We start from the raw sequence: 17,180 nt of genomic DNA on the forward strand, positions 1-17,180 counted from the left end.
GGGCACACGGGCGGGGGCCCTTGGGCAGGGCTGCGCTCCGCGTCCACCAACCCATTCCACGAGGCCCGGACGTCGTCGGCACCCGGACCGGACGGAACGGGCGCGCTGTCGACAGGTCTTCGGACTCGTGGGTACGACAAATGCGTACTCATACACCGTTGCGGGACAGTTCCGGACTTGCACCGGATTCCCCTGCGGCGACAGCGAGCACGAGCATACATCTTGTGCTGGCTCTGAGCGGCAGCCCCACATCTTGTGTCGGCACGGCATCCCCTAGGGTGGCGGCCGAACTGATCGTCGAACAGGGGGAGTCGCTGTGCGGGGACGGGGTGCGGGCTGTGCCGTGGCGCTGGTGATGCTGCTCGCCGGGTGCGGGGAGAGTGCGGACAGCGGCGAGCGGACGCCCACGGAGCGGCCCACCGCCGCCGGTGCCGACGGCCGCGCCGATCCCGGCAAGGTTTTCACGGAGGCCGAGTTGACGGCGGCGCTCCTGCCGGCGAAGGCGATCGGGGAGAAGGCCAGGGCGTCAGAGACCTCGCTGGGGCTGTTCGATCTGCGCTTCGGGGGCGGAGACTGGGGGAATGCGTGCGAGCCCCCCAGCCGTGCGCGCGTGGAACTGGGGCGCCTGCGGGGCACCAGCGCGGAGAACACGGTGCGGCCCGACCCCCGGGCGGTCTCCGACGGCGATCCGTACGTCTCCCAGCGCCTGGTGTCGATGCCCGCCGAGCGGGCCGGGCGCTACCTCGTCCTGCGCAAGCAACTCCACGACTCCTGCTCCAGCGTCGTCGTCGACACCGAGGCGGCTCCGGTCACCGAGAAGCACACGGCTCAGAAGCTCCCGGACCTCGGCGACGATGCGCTCCTGGAGACCCTGCGGACCACGGGTGGCGACGAGTACGACGGCACGCCGCACTACGAGGTCGAGGCGCGCGTCGGGGGCGTACTCGTCATCGTGAGCGCGGCCGCCGACAAGGAGCTGACCCTCTCCGCGGCGGCCAAGGCCGTGCGGCGGGTCCGCACGGAGCTCTACAACGTCTCGTAGCGCCCACGCACGACAGCGGGCCGCCGGATGAGGAATCCGGCGGCCCGCATCACGTACGTACAAGAAGGCTCAGTGCCCGCCCGGCGCCCCCGCCGTCGCCTCCTCCGTCGCCTTCGGCAGGTCCCGCACGACGCCCGGGTCGCCCGCGTCCGCCGTGTAGTCCGCCGGAGAGGTCTCGTCGATGCCGTCAGGGGCCTTCATGGCGCGCAGGACGAACGTCATGACCACGGTGACCACCACGTTCAGGACGAACGCCGTGAGGCCGATGTAGCCGATCTCGCCGATGCCGGGGATCTCGTCGGACGAGCCGCCGAAGTGCTTCTGTGTCGGCGAGGCGACGCCGTACGCCGCGACCGTGCCGTAGATCATGCCGACCGCCCAGCCCGCGAGCAGCGCCCAGCGGTGGAACCACCGGGTGAACAGGCCGCCGACCAGCGCGGGCATGGTCTGCAGGATCCAGATGCCGCCCAGGAGCTGGAAGTTGATCGCGACCGTCTTGTCCATGGTGAGGACGAAGGCGAGCGCGCCGACCTTCACCAGGAGCGAGACGAGCTTGGAGACCTTGGTCTCCTGCGCGGGCGTCGCGTCCGGCCTGATGAAGTCCTTGTAGATGTTCCGCGTGAAGAGATTCGCGGCCGCGATCGACATGATCGCCGCCGGCACGAGCGCGCCGATGCCGATCGCGGCGAAGGCGACGCCGGTGAACCAGTCGGGGAACATGTTCTCGAACAGCTGCGGGATCGCCAGCTGGCCGTTCTCCACCTTGACCCCGGCCGCGATCGCCATGAAGCCGAGCAGCGCGAGCAGGCCCAGCATCAGCGAGTAGAGCGGCAGGATCGTGGTGTTGCGGCGGATCACGTCGCGGCTCCTGGAGGAGAGCGTCGCCGTGATCGAGTGCGGGTACATGAAGAGCGCGAGCGCGGAGCCGAGGGCCAGGGTCGCGTACGTCCACTGTCCGGGCTCGCCCGGTGCGAGACCCGCGACGGGCTTGCCCGCCGCCTCGTTCGTCGCCGCGAACTTGTCGCCCGCCGCCTGGAAGATCTCGTCGAACCCGCCCAGCTTGATCGGGATGTAGATGATCGCGACGGCGATGACGAGATAGATCAGGCCGTCCTTCACGAACGCGATCAGGGCGGGGGCCCGCAGACCCGACGAGTACGTGTACGCGGCGAGCACCGCGAACGCGATGAGCAGCGGCAGGTCCTTGATGAACCAGTTGGTGTCGGGGCCGCCGCCGACGCCCATGACGTCAAGGACGGCCTGGATGCCGACCAGCTGGAGCGCGATGTACGGCATCGTGGCGAGGATGCCGGTGACCGCGACGGCCAGCGAGAGGCCCTTCGAGCCGAAGCGGCCGCGCACGAAGTCCGAGGTGGTGACGTATCCGTGCTTGTGGGACACCGACCACAGGCGCGGCAGGAAGGTGAAGATCAGCGGGTAGACGAGGATCGTGTACGGCACGGCGAAGAAGCCGGCCGCGCCCGCCGCGTAGATCGCCGCGGGTACGGCGACGAACGTGTACGCCGTGTACAGGTCGCCGCCGAGCAGGAACCACGTGACCCAGGTGCCGAACGACCGTCCGCCCAGGCCCCATTCGTCCAGGCTCTCGGTCTCGGCCTTGCGCCAGCGCGCGGCCAGGAAGCCCATCGCCGTGACGGCGGCGAAGAAGAAGATGAAGACGCCGAGGGCGATGCCGTTGACACCGCCTGTGTCAGCCGCGAGGACGTTCACTGGGCCGCACCCCCCTGGACCTGCTCGGTCTTGCGGGCGCGCTGGTCACGCTGCCACAGCTTGTACGCGATCATCGTGAGGACGGTGGATATGAGCACCCACAGCATCTGGTACCAGTAGAAGAACGGGATGCCGATGAAGGTCGGTTCGATCTTCGCGTAGGAGCTCACCCAGAGCATCGCCACGAACGGCGCGACGAGACAGAGGGCAATGACCACGCGGACCGGCGTGATCACCGGTCTGCTCACTTCAGGCGCATCTGACACATCTGGCACATCTGACACATCTGACACTTCGCGGCTCCGCTCCCTCGCTTATCCCACCTTTAACGTGCGGGAAATCTAAGCGAGAGTCTTGATCTATGGAACCCCCGTCCGGATAACGGACAGGTCAACGCGCCTGCTCAGAAGTGCTCAGCAGCAGCGGAACCCCTGTCGCGGGTCCGACTCCTGTCGGTCCGTCCGCATTCGCTCGAACTCCCTCCGGGAGGGGACGGATGCCCCTGGATGCGTCTTCCGCGTGTGCGTCACATACCGCTCGTACGCGGACTCGTCGGTCAACTCCCGTGCGTACCAGCGCATCCAGCGCAGCCCCCGCAGCACCCAGGTCATGACGGAGCCTTCGCGTCGTCCGCCGTCCTCGCCGCCGCGAGCTCCGCCTTCTCCTCCTGGGTCGGGACGAGCCCGGCCGGCGCGGTCAGCTTCGACTCGACGTACTCGGCCTCGCTGAGTTTGGACGCCTGCGGGTTGCGGACGTGTCTGACGCACACCCGCGCCGCGTCCAGGATCACGATGACGATGAGCAGCGCGAGGGCCGCCGTAATGACGCCGTCCACCGTGGAGTTGGTGACGACGGTGTGCATGTCGTCCATGTTCTTGGCGGGCGGCAGGACCTTGCCCGCGTCGATGGCGTCCTGGTAGTTCGAGCGCTGCTGGAAGAAGCCGACGCGCGGGTCGCTGGAGAACACCTTCTGCCAGCTCGCGGTGAGCGTCACCGTCGCGTCCCAGGCCAGCGGAATCCCGGTGATCCAGGCCCACTTGAGGCGCCCGGACTTCACAAGAAGTGTCGTGCAGACGGCGAGGGCGACCGCAGCGAGCAGCTGGTTGGCGATGCCGAAGATCGGGAAGAGCTGGTTGATCCCGCCGAGCGGCTCGTGCACGCCCACCCACAGGAAGTAGCCCCACAGGCCGGTGACGACCGCGCTCGTCATGACGAGTCCAGGTTTCCAACTGACGTTCTTGAAGGGCTTGTAGACGTTCCCGAGCATGTCCTGGAGCATGAAGCGGCCCACGCGCGTGCCCGCGTCGAGCGCGGTCAGGATGAACAGCGCCTCAAACATGATCGCGAAGTGGTACCAGAAGGCCCGCATCGAGCCCCCGGTGACCTTCGAGAAGATCTCGGAGACACCGATCGCGAGGGTCGGGGCGCCGCCCGTGCGCGAGAGCAGCGAGGACTCCTCGACGTTCTTGGCGGCCTGCGCCAAGTCCTCGGGGGAGATGGTGTATCCGAGGTTCGCGACGGCCTGGGACGCGGCCTGGACGTTGTCCCCGATGACGCCCGCGGGCGCGTTCATCGCGAAGTACAGACCCGGGTCGATGATGCTCGCCGCGACGAGCGCCATGATCGCGACGGACGACTCCATCAGCATGGAGCCATAGCCGATCATCCGGACCTGCGGCTCCTTCTGGATCATCTTCGGCGTGGTGCCCGAGGAGATCAGCGCGTGGAAGCCGGACAGCGCCCCGCAGGCGATGGTGATGAAGACGAAGGGGAAGAGCGAGCCCGCGAAGACCGGGCCGTCGCCGCGCGATGCGAAGTCGGTCACCGGGTCCATCTTCAGGGTCGGCAGGGTGACGATGACGCCGACCGCGAGCAGCAGGATCGTACCGATCTTCATGAACGTGGAGAGATAGTCGCGGGGCGCGAGCAGCATCCACACCGGCAGGATCGAGGCGATGAAGCCGTACGCCACCAGCCAGATGACCAGCGTCGACGGCGCCAGCGTGAAGGTGTCCGCGAGCGAGGACTCGGCGACCCAGCGGCCCGCGACGAGCGCGATGAGCAGCAGCGCGATCCCGATGAGGGAGACCTCGCTGACCCGGCCGGGGCGAAGCACCCGCAGGTAGAAGCCCATGAGCAGTGCGATCGGGATCGTCATCGCGATGGAGAAGGTGCCCCACGGAGACGCGGCGAGGGCGTTCACGATGACCAGCGCGAGCACCCCGAGCAGGATGATCATGATGGCGAACGCGGCGAGCAGCGCGGCGGCCCCGCCGAAGGGTCCGATCTCCTCGCGCGCCATCTGGCCGAGGGACTTGCCGTCACGCCGTGTGGAGAAGAAGAGGACGACCATGTCCTGCACGGCGCCCGCGAAGATCACGCCGACGATGATCCAGATGGTGCCCGGCAGATAGCCCATCTGCGCCGCGAGCACCGGCCCCACCAGCGGCCCCGCGCCCGCGATCGCCGCGAAGTGGTGGCCGAGCAGCACGCGCCGGTCGGTCGGGTGGAAGTCGATGCCGTTGTCCAGGCGTTCCGCCGGAGTGGCCCGGTTCTTGTCGACCTTGAGGACCTTGTACGCGATGAATGTGGAGTAGAAGCGGTACGCGATGGCGTACGAGCCGAGGGCCGCCGCCACCATCCAGGCGGCCGACACCTCCTCGTCGCGGGCCAGCGCGAGCACGGTCCAGCCCGAGGCGCCCACCAGCGCGACGAGGGTCCAGATGACAAGGGATCGAGGATTTGCTGTGCGCACCGGGTCGTCCTCCCGTTCATCATGCGATGACGGGAGGAACGTAGAGCAGCGAAGTGATCCGCGCCAGACCTCGGAAGGGTGTCGGTACGCGCGGGCGGTGAGTCGGCGCGGGCGGTGAGTCAGTCGGTGGGCCGCTTGAGGCGTGCCACGAACTTGTACCGGTCGCCGCGGTAGACCGAGCGCACCCACTCCACCGGTTTTCCGTCGCCGTCGAGCGAATGCCGGGAGAGCAGCAGCATCGGCAGGCCCACGTCCGTGCCGAGCAGGCCCGCCTCGCGGGGGGTCGCGAGGGAGGTCTCGATGGTCTCCTCGGCCTCCGCGAGATGGACGTCGTACACCTCGGCCAATGCCGTGTAGAGGGAGGTGTACTTGACCAGCGAGCGGCGTAGCGCCGGGAAGCGCTTGGCCGACAGGTGGGTGGTCTCGATGGCCATCGCCTCGCCGTTGGCCAGGCGCAGCCGCTCGATCCTGAGGACGCGGCCGCCGGTGCTGATGTCGAGGAGTCCGGCGAGGGTGTCGTCGGCGGTGATGTAGCCGATGTCCAGGAGCTGCGAGGTGGGCTCGAGGCCCTGGGCCCTCATGTCCTCGGTGTACGAGGTGAGTTGCAGCGCCTGGGAGACCTTGGGCTTGGCCACGAAGGTGCCCTTGCCCTGGATCCGCTCGAGGCGGCCCTCGACGACCAGCTCCTGCAGGGCCTGGCGCACGGTGGTGCGCGAGGTGTCGAACTCGGCGGCGAGCGTGCGCTCCGGCGGGACCGGGGTGCCGGGCGGCAGGGTCTCCGTCATGTCGAGCAAGTGCCGCTTCAGGCGGTAGTACTTGGGCACGCGTGCGGTGCGGCCGACGCTCGGGGCCCCGTCCACGTCGGTTCCTGTGCTCCCCGCCTCGGTGCCCATGGCCCGCCTTCCTGCTGCCGTCACCGGCTCCTCCGTCTGTCGCGGCTCACATCGTGGCACGTACCGGGCTGAGCAGGATGTGCCCGCTCAGGTGTCGGTCCGATAACGGACCTGACAGCCCTTCTTATACACCCTTGACACCCCTAAAGGTCTAGGCCAAGCTCCCCGTACTGGTCTACACCATTAAAGACCAGGTTCCAGTCCCACGGGCAGATCTCGGTCCTATTGGTCGCTGCGGGTGGGGGGTTGACTGGCATCCCTTGAGGAGGGTGACGTGAAGCGCAAGCTCATAGCGGCCATCGGTGTCGCGGGCATGTTGGTCTCGATCGCGGCCTGTGGCGGCGACGACGAAGACAAGAAGTCCGGCGGTGCCGACAGCTTCAAGGGTGAGACGCTGACGCTCTGGGCGATGGACGGTTCGACGCCGGAGAAGTGGCAGAAGGACGTCACGGCGGCCTTCGAGAAGAAGACCGGCGCCAAGCTGAAGTTCGAAGTCCAGCAGTGGAACGGCATCCAGCAGAAGCTGACCACCGCCCTCTCCGAGGAGAACCCGCCGGACGTCTTCGAGATCGGCAACACCCAGACCGCCGCGTACGCCAAGACCGGTGGCCTCGCCGATCTGGGCGACCTCAAGGAGGGGCTCGGCGCCGACTGGACCGAGTCGATCAACAAGTCCTCCGTCGTGGACGGCAAGCAGTACGCCGCCCCGTGGTTCGTCCTGAACCGCGTCGTGATCTACAACAAGAAGGTCTGGGCCGACGCCGGCCTCAAGGACACCCCCAAGACCCGCGCCGAGTTCCTCAAGGACCTCAAGGCAATCGAGTCCAAGACGGACGCCGAGCCGATCTACCTGCCCGGCCAGAACTGGTACCACTTCGTCGGCCTGACCATCGGCGAGGGCGCCGAACTGGTCAAGAAGGACGGCGACAAGTACGTCTCCAACCTCACCGACCCCAAGGTCGCCAAGGCCATGAAGACGTACAAGGAGTTCGCGGACCTCTCCAAGGCCCCCAAGAACAAGGACGAGGCCACCCCGCAGCAGGCCGAGGTCTTCGCCAAGGGCAAGACCGGCGCCTTCGTCGGCATGAGCTGGGAGGCCGCGACCGCGATCAAGGCCAACCCGAAGATCGAGAAGGACATCGGCTACTTCACGATCCCCGGCGCCACCGCGGACAAGCCCGAGGGTGTCTTCCTCGGCGGCTCCAACCTCGCCGTCGCCGCGACCAGCGAGAAGCAGGAGCTCGCCAAGGAGTTCCTGAAGATCGCCCTGTCCGACAAGTTCGAGGGCGCGCTCGCCAAGGAAGGCGGCGTCATCCCGAACAAGCAGGCCCTGGAGGACCGGCTCAAGGGCAACCCCGCTGCCGAGGCCATGGCCCCCGCCACCGCCGGCGGCGGCACGACCCCGCTGATCCCGGAGTGGGCCGCGGTGGAGAACCCGCCGAACCCGATCAAGAACTACATGACCGCGGTCCTGAACGGTAAGTCCAACGACGCGGCCGCCGAGCAGGTCGAGGGCGAGCTCAACAAGCGCCTGTCGCAGAAGCAGTAAGGACGCGCTCCTGCCGGGGACTTCGGGCCCGGGGTGTCACCCACCCCCGGGCCCGGTGCCCCGGCGCAGCGCTGCGTTCCGCGATGCCCACGAAAGCGCTGCGTTCCGCGATGCCCACGAAAGAGATGGCGAGCATGACCGTGCAGACCGAACGGCCGCCCTCCGGCCCGACGGACGTCGTGAAAACGGATGGACGGCCGGCTGATCCCGGCAAGCCCCGCGAGCGGGCCCGGTCGCTCGCGCCCTACCTGCTGCTGCTTCCCGCGCTCGCGGCCACGCTCGTGTTCCTCGGCTGGCCGCTGGTCAACAACGGGATCCTGTCGTTCCAGAACCTCAACATGAGGCAGTTCATCCTGCACCTCACGGAGTGGAACGGGATCGACAACTTCAAGGAGGTCCTCTCCGGCGAGGACTTCTGGCGGGTCACCGGCCGCTCGATCGTGTTCACCGCGGTCAACGTCGCCCTGATCATGCTGTTCGGCACCCTGATAGGCCTGCTGCTCGCACGGCTCGGCAAGCGGATGCGGACGTTCCTCCTGGTCGGACTCGTGCTCACCTGGGCGATGCCGGTCATCGCGGCGACGACCGTCTACCAGTGGCTGTTCGCCCAGCGCTTCGGCGTCGTCAACTGGGTCCTGGACAAGGCCGGCTGGCACTCGATGGCCGACTACGACTGGATGGGCAGCCAGTACTCCACGTTCTTCGTGGTCATCGTCCTGATCGTCTGGATGTCGGTCCCCTTCGTGGCGATCAACCTGTACGCCGCGACGACGGTGATCCCCAAGGAGCTCTACGAAGCCGCGTCGCTGGACGGCGCAGGCGCCTGGCAGCGCTTCACGAACGTCACGCTGCCCTACCTGCGGCCCTTCCTCTACGCGACGACGTTCCTGGAGATCATCTGGGTCTTCAAGGCGTTCGCGCAGGTCATGGCGCTCAACGAGGGCGGCCCGGACCGGCTCACCGAAATCCTGCCCGTCTACGCCTACATCGAGGGCATGGGCAACCAGCACTTCGGCATGGGTGCCGCGATCGCGCTGCTCACCATCGTCATCCTGCTGGCCCTGACCGCCTTCTACCTGCGGATCGTGCTCAAGCAAGAGGAGGACGAGCTGTGACGCGCACTGCTACGTCTCGGCGGCTCCGCCGCATCTGGCCCAACGCGGTGGCCGTCGTACTCTTCATCGGCTTCGTCTTCCCGGTCTACTGGATGTTCGCCACGGCCTTCAAGCCGACCGGCGACATCATCAGCGAGGACCCGGTGTGGTTCCCGACCGACGCCACGTTCGAGCACTTCAAGACGGCTGTCGAGGCCGACCACTTCTGGACGATGGTCGGCAACTCCATCACCGTCACGGTCCTCGCCGTGCTCTTCTCGCTGATCATCGGCCTCGCGTCGGCGTTCGCGCTCGCCCGGATGCGATTCAAGGGACGGCGCGGCTTCATCATCGGCTTCATGCTGGCCCAGATGGCGCCCTGGGAAGTCATGGTCATCGCCATCTACATGATCGTGCGCGACGCGGACATGCTGAACAGCCTGGTCCCACTGACCCTCTTCTACATGGTGATGATCCTGCCCTTCACGCTCCTGACGCTGCGCGGCTTCGTCGCCGCGGTGCCGCGCGAGCTGGAGGAGTCGGCGATGGTCGACGGCTGTTCACGGATGCAGGCGTTCCGCCGGGTGATCCTGCCGCTGCTCGCACCGGGCCTGATGTCGACCTCGCTCTTCGGCTTCATCACGGCCTGGAACGAATTCCCGCTGGTCCTTGTCCTCAACAAGGAGGCGGAGGCCAAGACGCTTCCGGTGTGGCTCTCCGGCTTCCAGACCGCCTTCGGCGACGACTGGGGTGCCACCATGGCCGCCGCTTCGCTCTTCGCCATCCCGATCCTGGTCCTCTTCGTCTTCCTGCAGCGCAGGGCCGTCAGCGGTCTGACCGACGGCGCCGTGAAGGGATAACACGCATATGTCGACACTCACCCGCCCCACGGACACCCTCACCCGCGACGCCCTGACGGTCCTGCAGCCCGGCTTCGTCGGAACGAGTGCGCCCGACTGGCTGCTGCGCCGCATCGGCGAAGGCCTCGCCTCGGTAGGCCTGTTCGGCCGCAACATCTCCTCACCCGCCCAACTGGCCGCACTCACCGCCCAGTTGCGCGCCGAACGCGACGACGTCCTGGTCGCCATCGACGAGGAGGGCGGCGACGTCACCCGCCTCGAGGTGCGCAACGGCTCGTCCTTCCCGGGCAACCACGCGCTCGGCGCCGTCGACGACACGGCACTGACCCGCGACGTGGCCGCCGAGCTGGGCCGCCGCCTGGCCGCCTGCGGCGTCAACCTCAACTGGGCGCCGTCCGCGGACGTCAACTCCAACCCCGACAACCCGGTCATCGGCGTACGTTCCTTCGGCGCGGACCCGCTCCTGGTGGCCCGGCACACCGCCGCGTACGTCGAGGGCCTGCAGTCCGCCGGCGTCGCCGCCTGCACCAAGCACTTCCCCGGGCACGGCGACACCGCGGTCGACTCGCACCACGACGTGCCGCACATAGGCGTGGACCCCGAGGTGCTCAGAGCCCGTGACCTCGCCCCGTTCCGCGCCGCGATCGCCGCGGGCACGCGGGCGGTGATGAGCGCACACATCCTCGTCCCGTCGCTCGACTCCGAGTACCCGGCAACGCTCTCGCACCGCATCCTGACAGGTGTGTTGCGCGACGAGCTCGGTTACGACGGGCTCATCGTCACGGACGGCATGGAGATGCAGGCCATCTCCGCCACGTACGGCATCGAGCGGGGCAGCGTCCTCGCCATCGCAGCGGGCGCCGACGCGATCTGCGTGGGCGGCGGCCTCGCGGACGACGAGACGGTCCTGCGCCTGCGCGACGCGCTGGTCGCGGCCGTACGCACGGGCGAACTCTCCGAGGAACGCCTCGCCGACGCGGCCGCCCGCGTGCGCGCGCTGGCCCACTGGACCTCGGTGTCGGGCGCGGCCGACCGTTCGGGGGGCGCGCCCGACACCGAGATCGGCCTGGTCGCGGCCCGCCGCGCCCTGACGGTCACCCGCGGCGCTTCCTGCACCGCCCCGCTCACCGAAGCTCCGTACGTCGCCGCCTTCACGCCGATGGCCAACATCGCGGTGGGCGACGAGACCCCGTGGGGCGTCGCGGCGGAGCTGGAACGCCTGCTCCCCGGCACGGAGACGGGCAGCTTCACCGGCGCGGACGCGGGTGCGCTGGCGCTGGCCGAGGCGGGGGAGCGGCGGGTGGTGGCAGTCGTCCGCGACGCCCATCGCCACGCCTGGATGGCAGAGGCCCTGAACACCCTGCTGACATCCCGCCCCGACACGGTGGTGGTGGAAATGGGCGTCCCCCAGTCCCCACCCCAGGGCTCCCTCCACATCGCCACGCACGGCGCGGCAAGGGTGTGCGGCTTGGCGGCGGCAGAGATCATCACAGGCCGCTAGCACCCAGCGCCCCGCCCGCCCGTCTGCCCGGTCGTCTGCCCGCCCGTCTGCCCGTTTTCCGTCGGCCCGTTCCGTCTGTGGGCAGGCGTTCCGCACGGCGGAACGGGTGGGCACAGACCACCCACCGGGCCGCACCCGAATCACAAGCAGAACTGTGCCGGGGCGCCCCCAGCAAGGGGGCACCCCGGCACCTTCACGTGTAAAGCCCAGCCGCCTACAGCCCCTGCCAGGCAGGCTTGGCCGCATACGTGGCCTTGAAGTACTCCCCAAGCTTCAACTTGGACGCGGCGGCCTCGTCCACGACGACAGTCGCATGCGGATGCAACTGCAGAGCCGAAGCCGGAACAACCGCTGCGACAGGCCCCTCCACCGTCGCGGCCACCGCATCCGCCTTGCCCTCACCCGTGGCGAGCAGCACCAGATGCCGAGCCTCGAGAATCGTCCCGATGCCCTGCGTGATCACGTGATGCGGCACCTGCTCGATGTCCCCGTCGAAGAACCGCGCGTTGTCCACCCGCGTCTGCTCCGTCAGCGTCTTGATCCGCGTACGCGAGGCGAGCGAGGAGCACGGCTCGTTGAACCCGATGTGCCCGTCCGTGCCGATCCCGAGCAGCTGGAGATCGACACCCCCGGCCGCCGCGAGCGCCTCGTCGTACGCCTCGCACGCCGCCTGCACATCCTCCGCGCTGCCGTCAGGCCCCATGAAGGACGCCTCGCTGAGCCCCAGCGGCTCGACGACCTCACGCAGCACCACGGAGCGGTAGGACTCGGGATGCCCCGCCGGCAGTCCGACGTACTCGTCGAGCTGGCAGATCCGCGCCCGCGACGCGTCCACGGCACCGGAGGCGACCTTGGCGGCCAGGGCCTCGTAAATGGGCAGCGGGGTGGATCCGGTGGCGACACCGAGCAGGGCGTCAGGCCTGCGGCGCACCAGGGCGGCCATGGCCTCCGCGATGAGCTCGCCGCCTGCCTTGGCGTCCGGGACGATGACAACTTCCACGCTGGGCCTGCCGTTCTGGAGAGAGGACTCACGGGGACTATGTGGTTTAGACCAATTTAGCAGAGTGGACCCGCCGGAGCCCCGGGTTCTCGGGTTCTCGGGCTTCGCCATCCCGCGCCGCACGCCCGGCCGCTCCCGCGTTCCATGCTCGGTTCTCCGCCCCCGCCCCGCCCGTTGAGCGAGCGGCGCCCCGAGCGAGCACAGTGGAGGCATGACCGCCACGACAACGGCACCGCAGAGCGAGCAGCCGGGCCGGATCATGTCCCGTGAGATGGCCGAACAGCCCGAGGTGCTGCGCCGCATCCTCGAGAACGGCGCCCCGAAGATCCGTGAGACCGCCCGGCTGGTCGCCGCCAAGAAGCCCCGCTTCGTCCTCCTCGCCGCACGCGGCACCTCCGACCACGCCGCCCTGTACGCCAAATACCTCCTCGAAGTCCGCCTCGGCGTGCCCTGCGGGCTGAGCTCCATGTCCACCATCACGGCCTACGGAGCCAAGCCCGACCTGCGGGACGTCCTGGTCGTCACCGTCAGTCAGTCCGGTGGCTCGCCCGACCTGGTGGCCTCGACCCGCGCCGCCCGCGACGCCGGCGCGATCACCCTCTCCGTGACCAACAATCCGGACTCACCGCTGGCCGCCGTCTCCGAACATCACATCGACGTCCTGGCGGGCCCGGAGAAGGCGCTCCCCGCCACGAAGACCTACACGGCGTCCCTGCTGGCCCTCTATCTCTTCGTCGAGGGGCTGCGCGACGGCGATGTCGCGGCCGCCTCCGCGCTGCCCGAACTCGCCGCCCAACTCCTGGACCGTCAGCCCGAGATCAGGACACTGGCCGCCCGCTACCGCTTCGCCGACCGCATGGTGATCACCTCCCGTGGTTACGGCTACCCGACCGCCAAGGAAGCGGCCCTGAAGCTGATGGAGACGAGCTACATCCCCGCCCTCGCCTACTCCGGCGCGGACCTCCTGCACGGCCCGCTCGCCATGGTCGACAACATCTCGCCCGTCATAGCGGTCGTCACGGACGGCAGGGGAGGCGAGGCTCTCCAGCCGGTACTCGACCGATTGCGCGGGCGCGGCGCGGACCTCGTGGTCGTCGGCCCGAAGGCGCAGGTGGAGCAGGCGTCGGCGGGCTTCGTCCTGCCGACCGGCGGCGTACCGGAAGAGCTCCAGCCGATCCTGGAGATCATCCCGCTCCAACTGCTCGCCTACGAGGTCACCATCGCCCGCGGCCAGGACCCGGACGCACCCCGCGCCCTCGCGAAGGTGACGGAGACCCGCTGACGCCTGACGCCTGATGCCTGATGCCTGATGCCTGATGCCTGATGCCTGATGCCTGGCGTCTGAGGCCGGACGCCTGGCGCCGCCGCACGTCGGACGTCGGACGTCACAGCCCCAGGGCCGAGCCTCCCGTCGCGTCGATGTACTGGCCGGTGACCCATCGCGCGTCGTCCGAGGCGACGAAGGCGACGACGTCCGCCACATCGGCGGGCTGCCCTATGCGGCCGAAGGTCGAGTAGCCGGCCATTTCGGACTGCCGGTCCTCGGGGATGCCGGTCATCATCTCCGTCTCGATGATCCCCGGCGCCACCGCGTTGACCGTGATCCCGCGCGGGCCCAGGTCCTGCGCCAGCGTGTGTGTCAGGACGTTCAGAGCGCCCTTCGTCATCGAGTAACCGATCGTGATCGGGAAGGCGATCCGGGTGACTCCGGAGGAGATGTTGATGATGCGGCCGCCGTCGCGCAGCCGGTCGAGGCCCTTTTGGATGATGAAGAACGGCGCCTTCACATTGACCGCGAACACCCGGTCGTAATCCGCTTCCTGGACCTCTCCCACATGGCTGTAGAGCCCGATCCCCGCGTTGTTCACCAGGATGTCCAGGCCGTCCGCGTGCCGGTCGAACTCCGTCCAGAGCGCCTCCGCGTCACCGGGCACGCCCAGCTCCGTGCCGAACGCGAAGGCGGAGCCGCCCTCCCTCTCGATCGCCGCGACCGTCTCCTTCGCGGCGGTCTCATTGCTGCCGTAGTGCACGGCGACCCGTGCGCCGTCCCGTCCGAGGCGCTCGGCGATGCCCCGCCCGATGCCTCGGCTGCCGCCCGTGACCAGTGCCGTCTTCCCCGCAAGCGCGCCCATGTGAGCCGCCCCCTCTTCCCGTCGAAGATTTCTCTAGTGGTCGCTACAGAAAAAACCGTAGCCGAGCCCGGCCCGTTTTTCTAGTGCCCGCTATAGAATTCACTCCATGGCGACGAAACAGCGTGGACGCCCCCGCTCCTTCGACCGCGAGACCGCGCTGGAGCAGGCCATCCGCACGTTCTGGGAGCACGGGTACGAGACGACCTCGGTCACGGACCTCACCCGGGCCATGGGGATCGGCGCGCCGAGCATGTACGCGGCCTTCGGCGACAAGCAGTCCCTGTTCGCGGAGGTCGTACGGGTCTATGGCCAGACGTACGGCGGCTTCGGCGACCGCGCCTTCGCGGAGGAGCCGACCGTCCGGGGCGGCGTCGCGCGCATGCTGCACGAGGCCGCGGCCAAGTACACGGAGGCGGGTCACCCCCGCGGCTGCCTCGTCATCTACGCCGCGACGAACTGCGCGACACCGGAGGTCGAGGAGAGCCTGCGTGACCAGCGCAACGCCAATGTCGGCTCCATCGAGTCGCGGATAAGGTCCGCGATCGCCGCGGGCGAGCTACCCTCGACCATCGACGCCCCCGCGCTCGCGCGCTACACCGGAGCGGTACTGCAGGGCATGTCCCAGCAGTCCCGTGACGGAGCGACCAGGCAGGAGCTGGAAGCCGTCGCCGAACTGGCCATGCATGCCTGGCCGGCGTCCGCACCCAGGTCGGCGGAGGCGTGATTTCTGGGGCACCGGGGGCGGAAGTGAGGGAAGTCGACAACAATAAACATCCGCCTACGCATAGACACAGGTGAATGGTCTAGTCCACAATGCGTTGGTAAAGCATCCGCCCTTCCCGCACAGGAGGGCGGACCGAGGAACCAGCACTATCTGCCCTGACTGTGCCGGATCCTCCGATCGGCCGCCGGTACCGCACATTCCGGTGGTCGTGTTCCTGAAGGGCTGCGGTGCCGAGGGTGGGTTGAGGGTCCCGCCCTGGCGCCGCGGCTCGTCGGGAATCGCCCGGGGCGGACACGCGGTAAGTGCCAGGTACGCTCGCACACGTGCCCTCCATGAACGACCTCGTCCGCCAGCACACCGCTCTCGGTGACTCCGATCTCGAGTGGTTGCATCTGCTGGTCTCGGAGTGGCAGCTGCTCTCCGACCTCTCCTTCGCCGACCTCGTGCTGTGGGTCCCCACCCGCGACGGCACCCGTTATGTCTCCGTGGCGCAGATGCGGCCGAACACCGGCCCCACCTCCTACCAGGACGACATGGTCGGCCACCTCGTCCCGCGCGGCCGCCGCCCGCTGCTCGACGCCGCCCTGGACGAGGGCCGCATCGTGCGCGAGGGCGACCCCGAGTGGCGCGAAGAGGTCCCGGTGCGGGTCGAGTCCATCCCCGTACGCAGGGAAGGGCGTGTCCTGGGTGTCATCGCGCGCAACACCAACCTGCTCACGGTGCGCACCCCCTCGCGCCTGGAGCTGACCTACCTCCAGTCGGCGTCCGACCTGGCCCAGATGATCGCGGCCGGCTCCTTCCCGTTCCCCGGCCAGCAGGTCGACATGGATGCCTCGCCGCGCGTGGGCGACGGTCTGCTCCGGCTCGACGCCGACGGGATCGTCCAGTACGCGTCGCCGAACGCGCTCTCGGCGTACCACCGGCTCGGTCTCGCCGCCGACCTGGTCGGACATCACCTCGGCACGGCGACCGCCGAACTCGCCCCGTCCCGCGGCCCGGTGGACGAGGCGCTCGCCAAGGTCGCCAGCGGATGGGCGCCCCGCGAGTTCGAGATCGAGGGCGGCGACGGCGTGATCCAGCTCCGCGCGATCCCGCTCAAGCCCAAGGGCCCGCGCATCGGTTCTCTCGTACTCCTTCGCGATGTGACGGAACTGCGTCGCCGCGAGCGGGAGTTGATCACCAAGGACGCGACCATCCGGGAGATCCACCACCGGGTGAAGAACAACCTCCAGACGGTCGCCGCACTCCTTCGCCTGCAGGCCCGCCGCATCGACTCCGCCACCGGCCGCGAGGCCCTCGAAGAGGCCGTACGCCGGGTGGGCTCCATCGCCATCGTGCACGAGACGCTCTCCCAGAACCTGGACGAGCGCGTGGAGTTCGACGAGATCGCCGACCGGGTCCTCGCGATGGTGGCGGAGATCTCACCCGGCAAGGTCACGGGCCGGCGCACCGGACGCTTCGGCATCCTGGACGCCGAGGTCGCGACCCCGCTGTCGATGGTCCTCACCGAGATCCTGCAGAACGCCCTGGAGCACGGCTTCCGCGAGGGCGACACGGGAACGGTCGAGGTCTCCGCGGTGCGCGGCGGCACCACCAAGGAGGCCCGCCTCCTGATCACCGTCCAGGACGACGGCGTCGGCCTGCCCGACGACTTCGATCCGCACCGCTCGGGCAATCTCGGCCTGCAGATCGTGCGCACCCTGGTCGAGGGCGAGTTGGGCGGCACGTTCGACATGGTGCGGGCCCCGGAGCGCGGCACGCAGGTCATCCTCGACATTCCGGTACGCGCCGACAAGTAGCGCCCGCGAACGACGTCCGGCATATCGCGTACGGGAAGCCCTCCGCGCATACGAAAAGCAGCGAGCCCCGGACCGAAGTGGTCCGGGGCTCGCTGCTCAC

At 68.7% G+C, this 17,180-nt stretch carries 15 protein-coding genes and 1 riboswitch; of the genes, 8 read left to right on the top strand and 7 right to left on the bottom strand.

Going from position 1 to position 17,180, the window contains the following annotated elements:
• Positions 1-114 precede the first annotated feature (114 nt).
• Positions 115-192: riboswitch (cobalamin riboswitch) on the bottom strand.
• Between the two features lie 124 nt (positions 193-316).
• The gene (locus tag E2651_RS17590) at positions 317-1,042 is read left to right on the top strand and encodes a hypothetical protein (protein ID WP_135332100.1); all 726 of its coding nucleotides are present in this window, start codon (positions 317-319) and stop codon (positions 1,040-1,042) included.
• A gap of 69 nt (positions 1,043-1,111) precedes the next feature.
• On the opposite strand, the gene E2651_RS17595 is transcribed toward E2651_RS17590, so the two are convergent.
• The 5 genes from E2651_RS17595 to E2651_RS17615 all read right to left on the bottom strand — a co-directional run bounded on the left by E2651_RS17595 (position 1,112) and on the right by E2651_RS17615 (position 6,421).
• Positions 1,112-2,689, bottom strand: coding sequence for a sodium:solute symporter family protein (locus E2651_RS17595; RefSeq protein WP_135332126.1), 1,578 nt, complete (start codon positions 2,687-2,689; stop codon positions 1,112-1,114).
• An 80-nt stretch (positions 2,690-2,769) separates the two neighbouring features.
• Positions 2,770-3,039 (bottom strand): DUF3311 domain-containing protein, encoded by a 270-nt coding sequence (locus tag E2651_RS17600; RefSeq protein WP_135332101.1) that lies wholly within the window; start codon positions 3,037-3,039, stop codon positions 2,770-2,772.
• 147 nt (positions 3,040-3,186) lie between these two features.
• Positions 3,187-3,384 carry a YbdD/YjiX family protein gene (locus tag E2651_RS17605; RefSeq protein WP_135332102.1) on the bottom strand — a complete coding sequence of 66 codons (198 nt, stop codon included), beginning with the start codon at positions 3,382-3,384 and terminating at the stop codon, positions 3,187-3,189.
• Positions 3,381-5,528 (bottom strand): carbon starvation CstA family protein, encoded by a 2,148-nt coding sequence (locus tag E2651_RS17610; protein WP_135332103.1) that lies wholly within the window; start codon positions 5,526-5,528, stop codon positions 3,381-3,383. The genes E2651_RS17605 and E2651_RS17610 overlap by 4 nt, the downstream gene beginning before the upstream one ends.
• A gap of 119 nt (positions 5,529-5,647) precedes the next feature.
• Entirely contained in the window at positions 5,648-6,421 is a 774-nt protein-coding gene (locus E2651_RS17615; RefSeq protein ID WP_135332127.1) for a GntR family transcriptional regulator, read from the bottom strand.
• Positions 6,422-6,695: 274 nt separating this feature from the next.
• Between E2651_RS17615 and E2651_RS17620 the strand changes: the two genes are divergently transcribed.
• The 4 genes from E2651_RS17620 (at position 6,696) to E2651_RS17635 (ending at position 11,425) form a co-directional block, all read left to right on the top strand.
• On the top strand, positions 6,696-7,970 hold the full coding sequence (locus E2651_RS17620) for an extracellular solute-binding protein (protein ID WP_135332104.1): 1,275 nt from the start codon (positions 6,696-6,698) through the stop codon (positions 7,968-7,970).
• 134 nt (positions 7,971-8,104) lie between these two features.
• Positions 8,105-9,085, top strand: coding sequence for a sugar ABC transporter permease (locus E2651_RS17625; protein ID WP_135332105.1), 981 nt, complete (start codon positions 8,105-8,107; stop codon positions 9,083-9,085).
• A gap of 32 nt (positions 9,086-9,117) precedes the next feature.
• The gene (locus E2651_RS17630) at positions 9,118-9,924 is read left to right on the top strand and encodes a carbohydrate ABC transporter permease (RefSeq protein WP_209446172.1); all 807 of its coding nucleotides are present in this window, start codon (positions 9,118-9,120) and stop codon (positions 9,922-9,924) included.
• Positions 9,925-9,931: 7 nt separating this feature from the next.
• Positions 9,932-11,425: a glycoside hydrolase family 3 protein gene (locus tag E2651_RS17635; protein ID WP_135332107.1), complete on the top strand. Its 1,494-nt coding sequence runs from the start codon at positions 9,932-9,934 to the stop codon at positions 11,423-11,425.
• Between the two features lie 214 nt (positions 11,426-11,639).
• On the opposite strand, the gene nagB is transcribed toward E2651_RS17635, so the two are convergent.
• Positions 11,640-12,425, bottom strand: a complete 786-nt coding sequence (gene nagB / locus E2651_RS17640; RefSeq protein WP_135332108.1) for a glucosamine-6-phosphate deaminase — start codon at positions 12,423-12,425, stop codon at positions 11,640-11,642.
• Positions 12,426-12,636: 211 nt separating this feature from the next.
• Here nagB and E2651_RS17645 point away from each other — a divergent pair, with 211 nt between their 5' ends.
• Positions 12,637-13,707, top strand: a complete 1,071-nt coding sequence (locus tag E2651_RS17645) for an SIS domain-containing protein (protein WP_135332109.1) — start codon at positions 12,637-12,639, stop codon at positions 13,705-13,707.
• Positions 13,708-13,810: 103 nt separating this feature from the next.
• Here the strand turns inward: E2651_RS17645 and E2651_RS17650 are convergent, their stop codons facing one another.
• The gene (locus tag E2651_RS17650) at positions 13,811-14,557 is read right to left on the bottom strand and encodes an SDR family oxidoreductase (RefSeq protein ID WP_135332110.1); all 747 of its coding nucleotides are present in this window, start codon (positions 14,555-14,557) and stop codon (positions 13,811-13,813) included.
• A gap of 106 nt (positions 14,558-14,663) precedes the next feature.
• On the opposite strand from E2651_RS17650, the gene E2651_RS17655 reads away from it, so the two are divergent.
• Together E2651_RS17655 and E2651_RS17660 are read left to right on the top strand one after the other, a co-directional pair.
• On the top strand, positions 14,664-15,281 hold the full coding sequence (locus E2651_RS17655; protein ID WP_135332111.1) for a TetR/AcrR family transcriptional regulator: 618 nt from the start codon (positions 14,664-14,666) through the stop codon (positions 15,279-15,281).
• A 332-nt stretch (positions 15,282-15,613) separates the two neighbouring features.
• The gene (locus E2651_RS17660; RefSeq protein WP_167828816.1) at positions 15,614-17,080 is read left to right on the top strand and encodes a PAS domain-containing sensor histidine kinase; all 1,467 of its coding nucleotides are present in this window, start codon (positions 15,614-15,616) and stop codon (positions 17,078-17,080) included.
• Positions 17,081-17,180: the final 100 nt, after the last annotated feature.

Source organism: Streptomyces sp. MZ04, from assembly GCF_004684775.1.
Taxonomy (GTDB): Bacteria; Actinomycetota; Actinomycetes; order Streptomycetales; family Streptomycetaceae; genus Streptomyces.

Coding starts and splice junctions, on each gene's coding strand:
- E2651_RS17650 (WP_135332110.1), bottom strand. CDS start 14,557: ATGGGCGCGCTTGCGGGGAAGACGGCACTGGTCACGGGCGGCAGCCGA.
- E2651_RS17605 (WP_135332102.1), bottom strand. CDS start 3,384: ATGACCTGGGTGCTGCGGGGGCTGCGCTGGATGCGCTGGTACGCACGG.
- E2651_RS17635 (WP_135332107.1), top strand. CDS start 9,932: ATGTCGACACTCACCCGCCCCACGGACACCCTCACCCGCGACGCCCTG.
- E2651_RS17615 (WP_135332127.1), bottom strand. CDS start 6,421: ATGGGCACCGAGGCGGGGAGCACAGGAACCGACGTGGACGGGGCCCCG.
- E2651_RS17625 (WP_135332105.1), top strand. CDS start 8,105: ATGACCGTGCAGACCGAACGGCCGCCCTCCGGCCCGACGGACGTCGTG.
- E2651_RS17655 (WP_135332111.1), top strand. CDS start 14,664: ATGGCGACGAAACAGCGTGGACGCCCCCGCTCCTTCGACCGCGAGACC.
- E2651_RS17645 (WP_135332109.1), top strand. CDS start 12,637: ATGACCGCCACGACAACGGCACCGCAGAGCGAGCAGCCGGGCCGGATC.
- E2651_RS17595 (WP_135332126.1), bottom strand. CDS start 2,689: ATGGGCTTCCTGGCCGCGCGCTGGCGCAAGGCCGAGACCGAGAGCCTG.
- E2651_RS17660 (WP_167828816.1), top strand. CDS start 15,614: ATGAACGACCTCGTCCGCCAGCACACCGCTCTCGGTGACTCCGATCTC.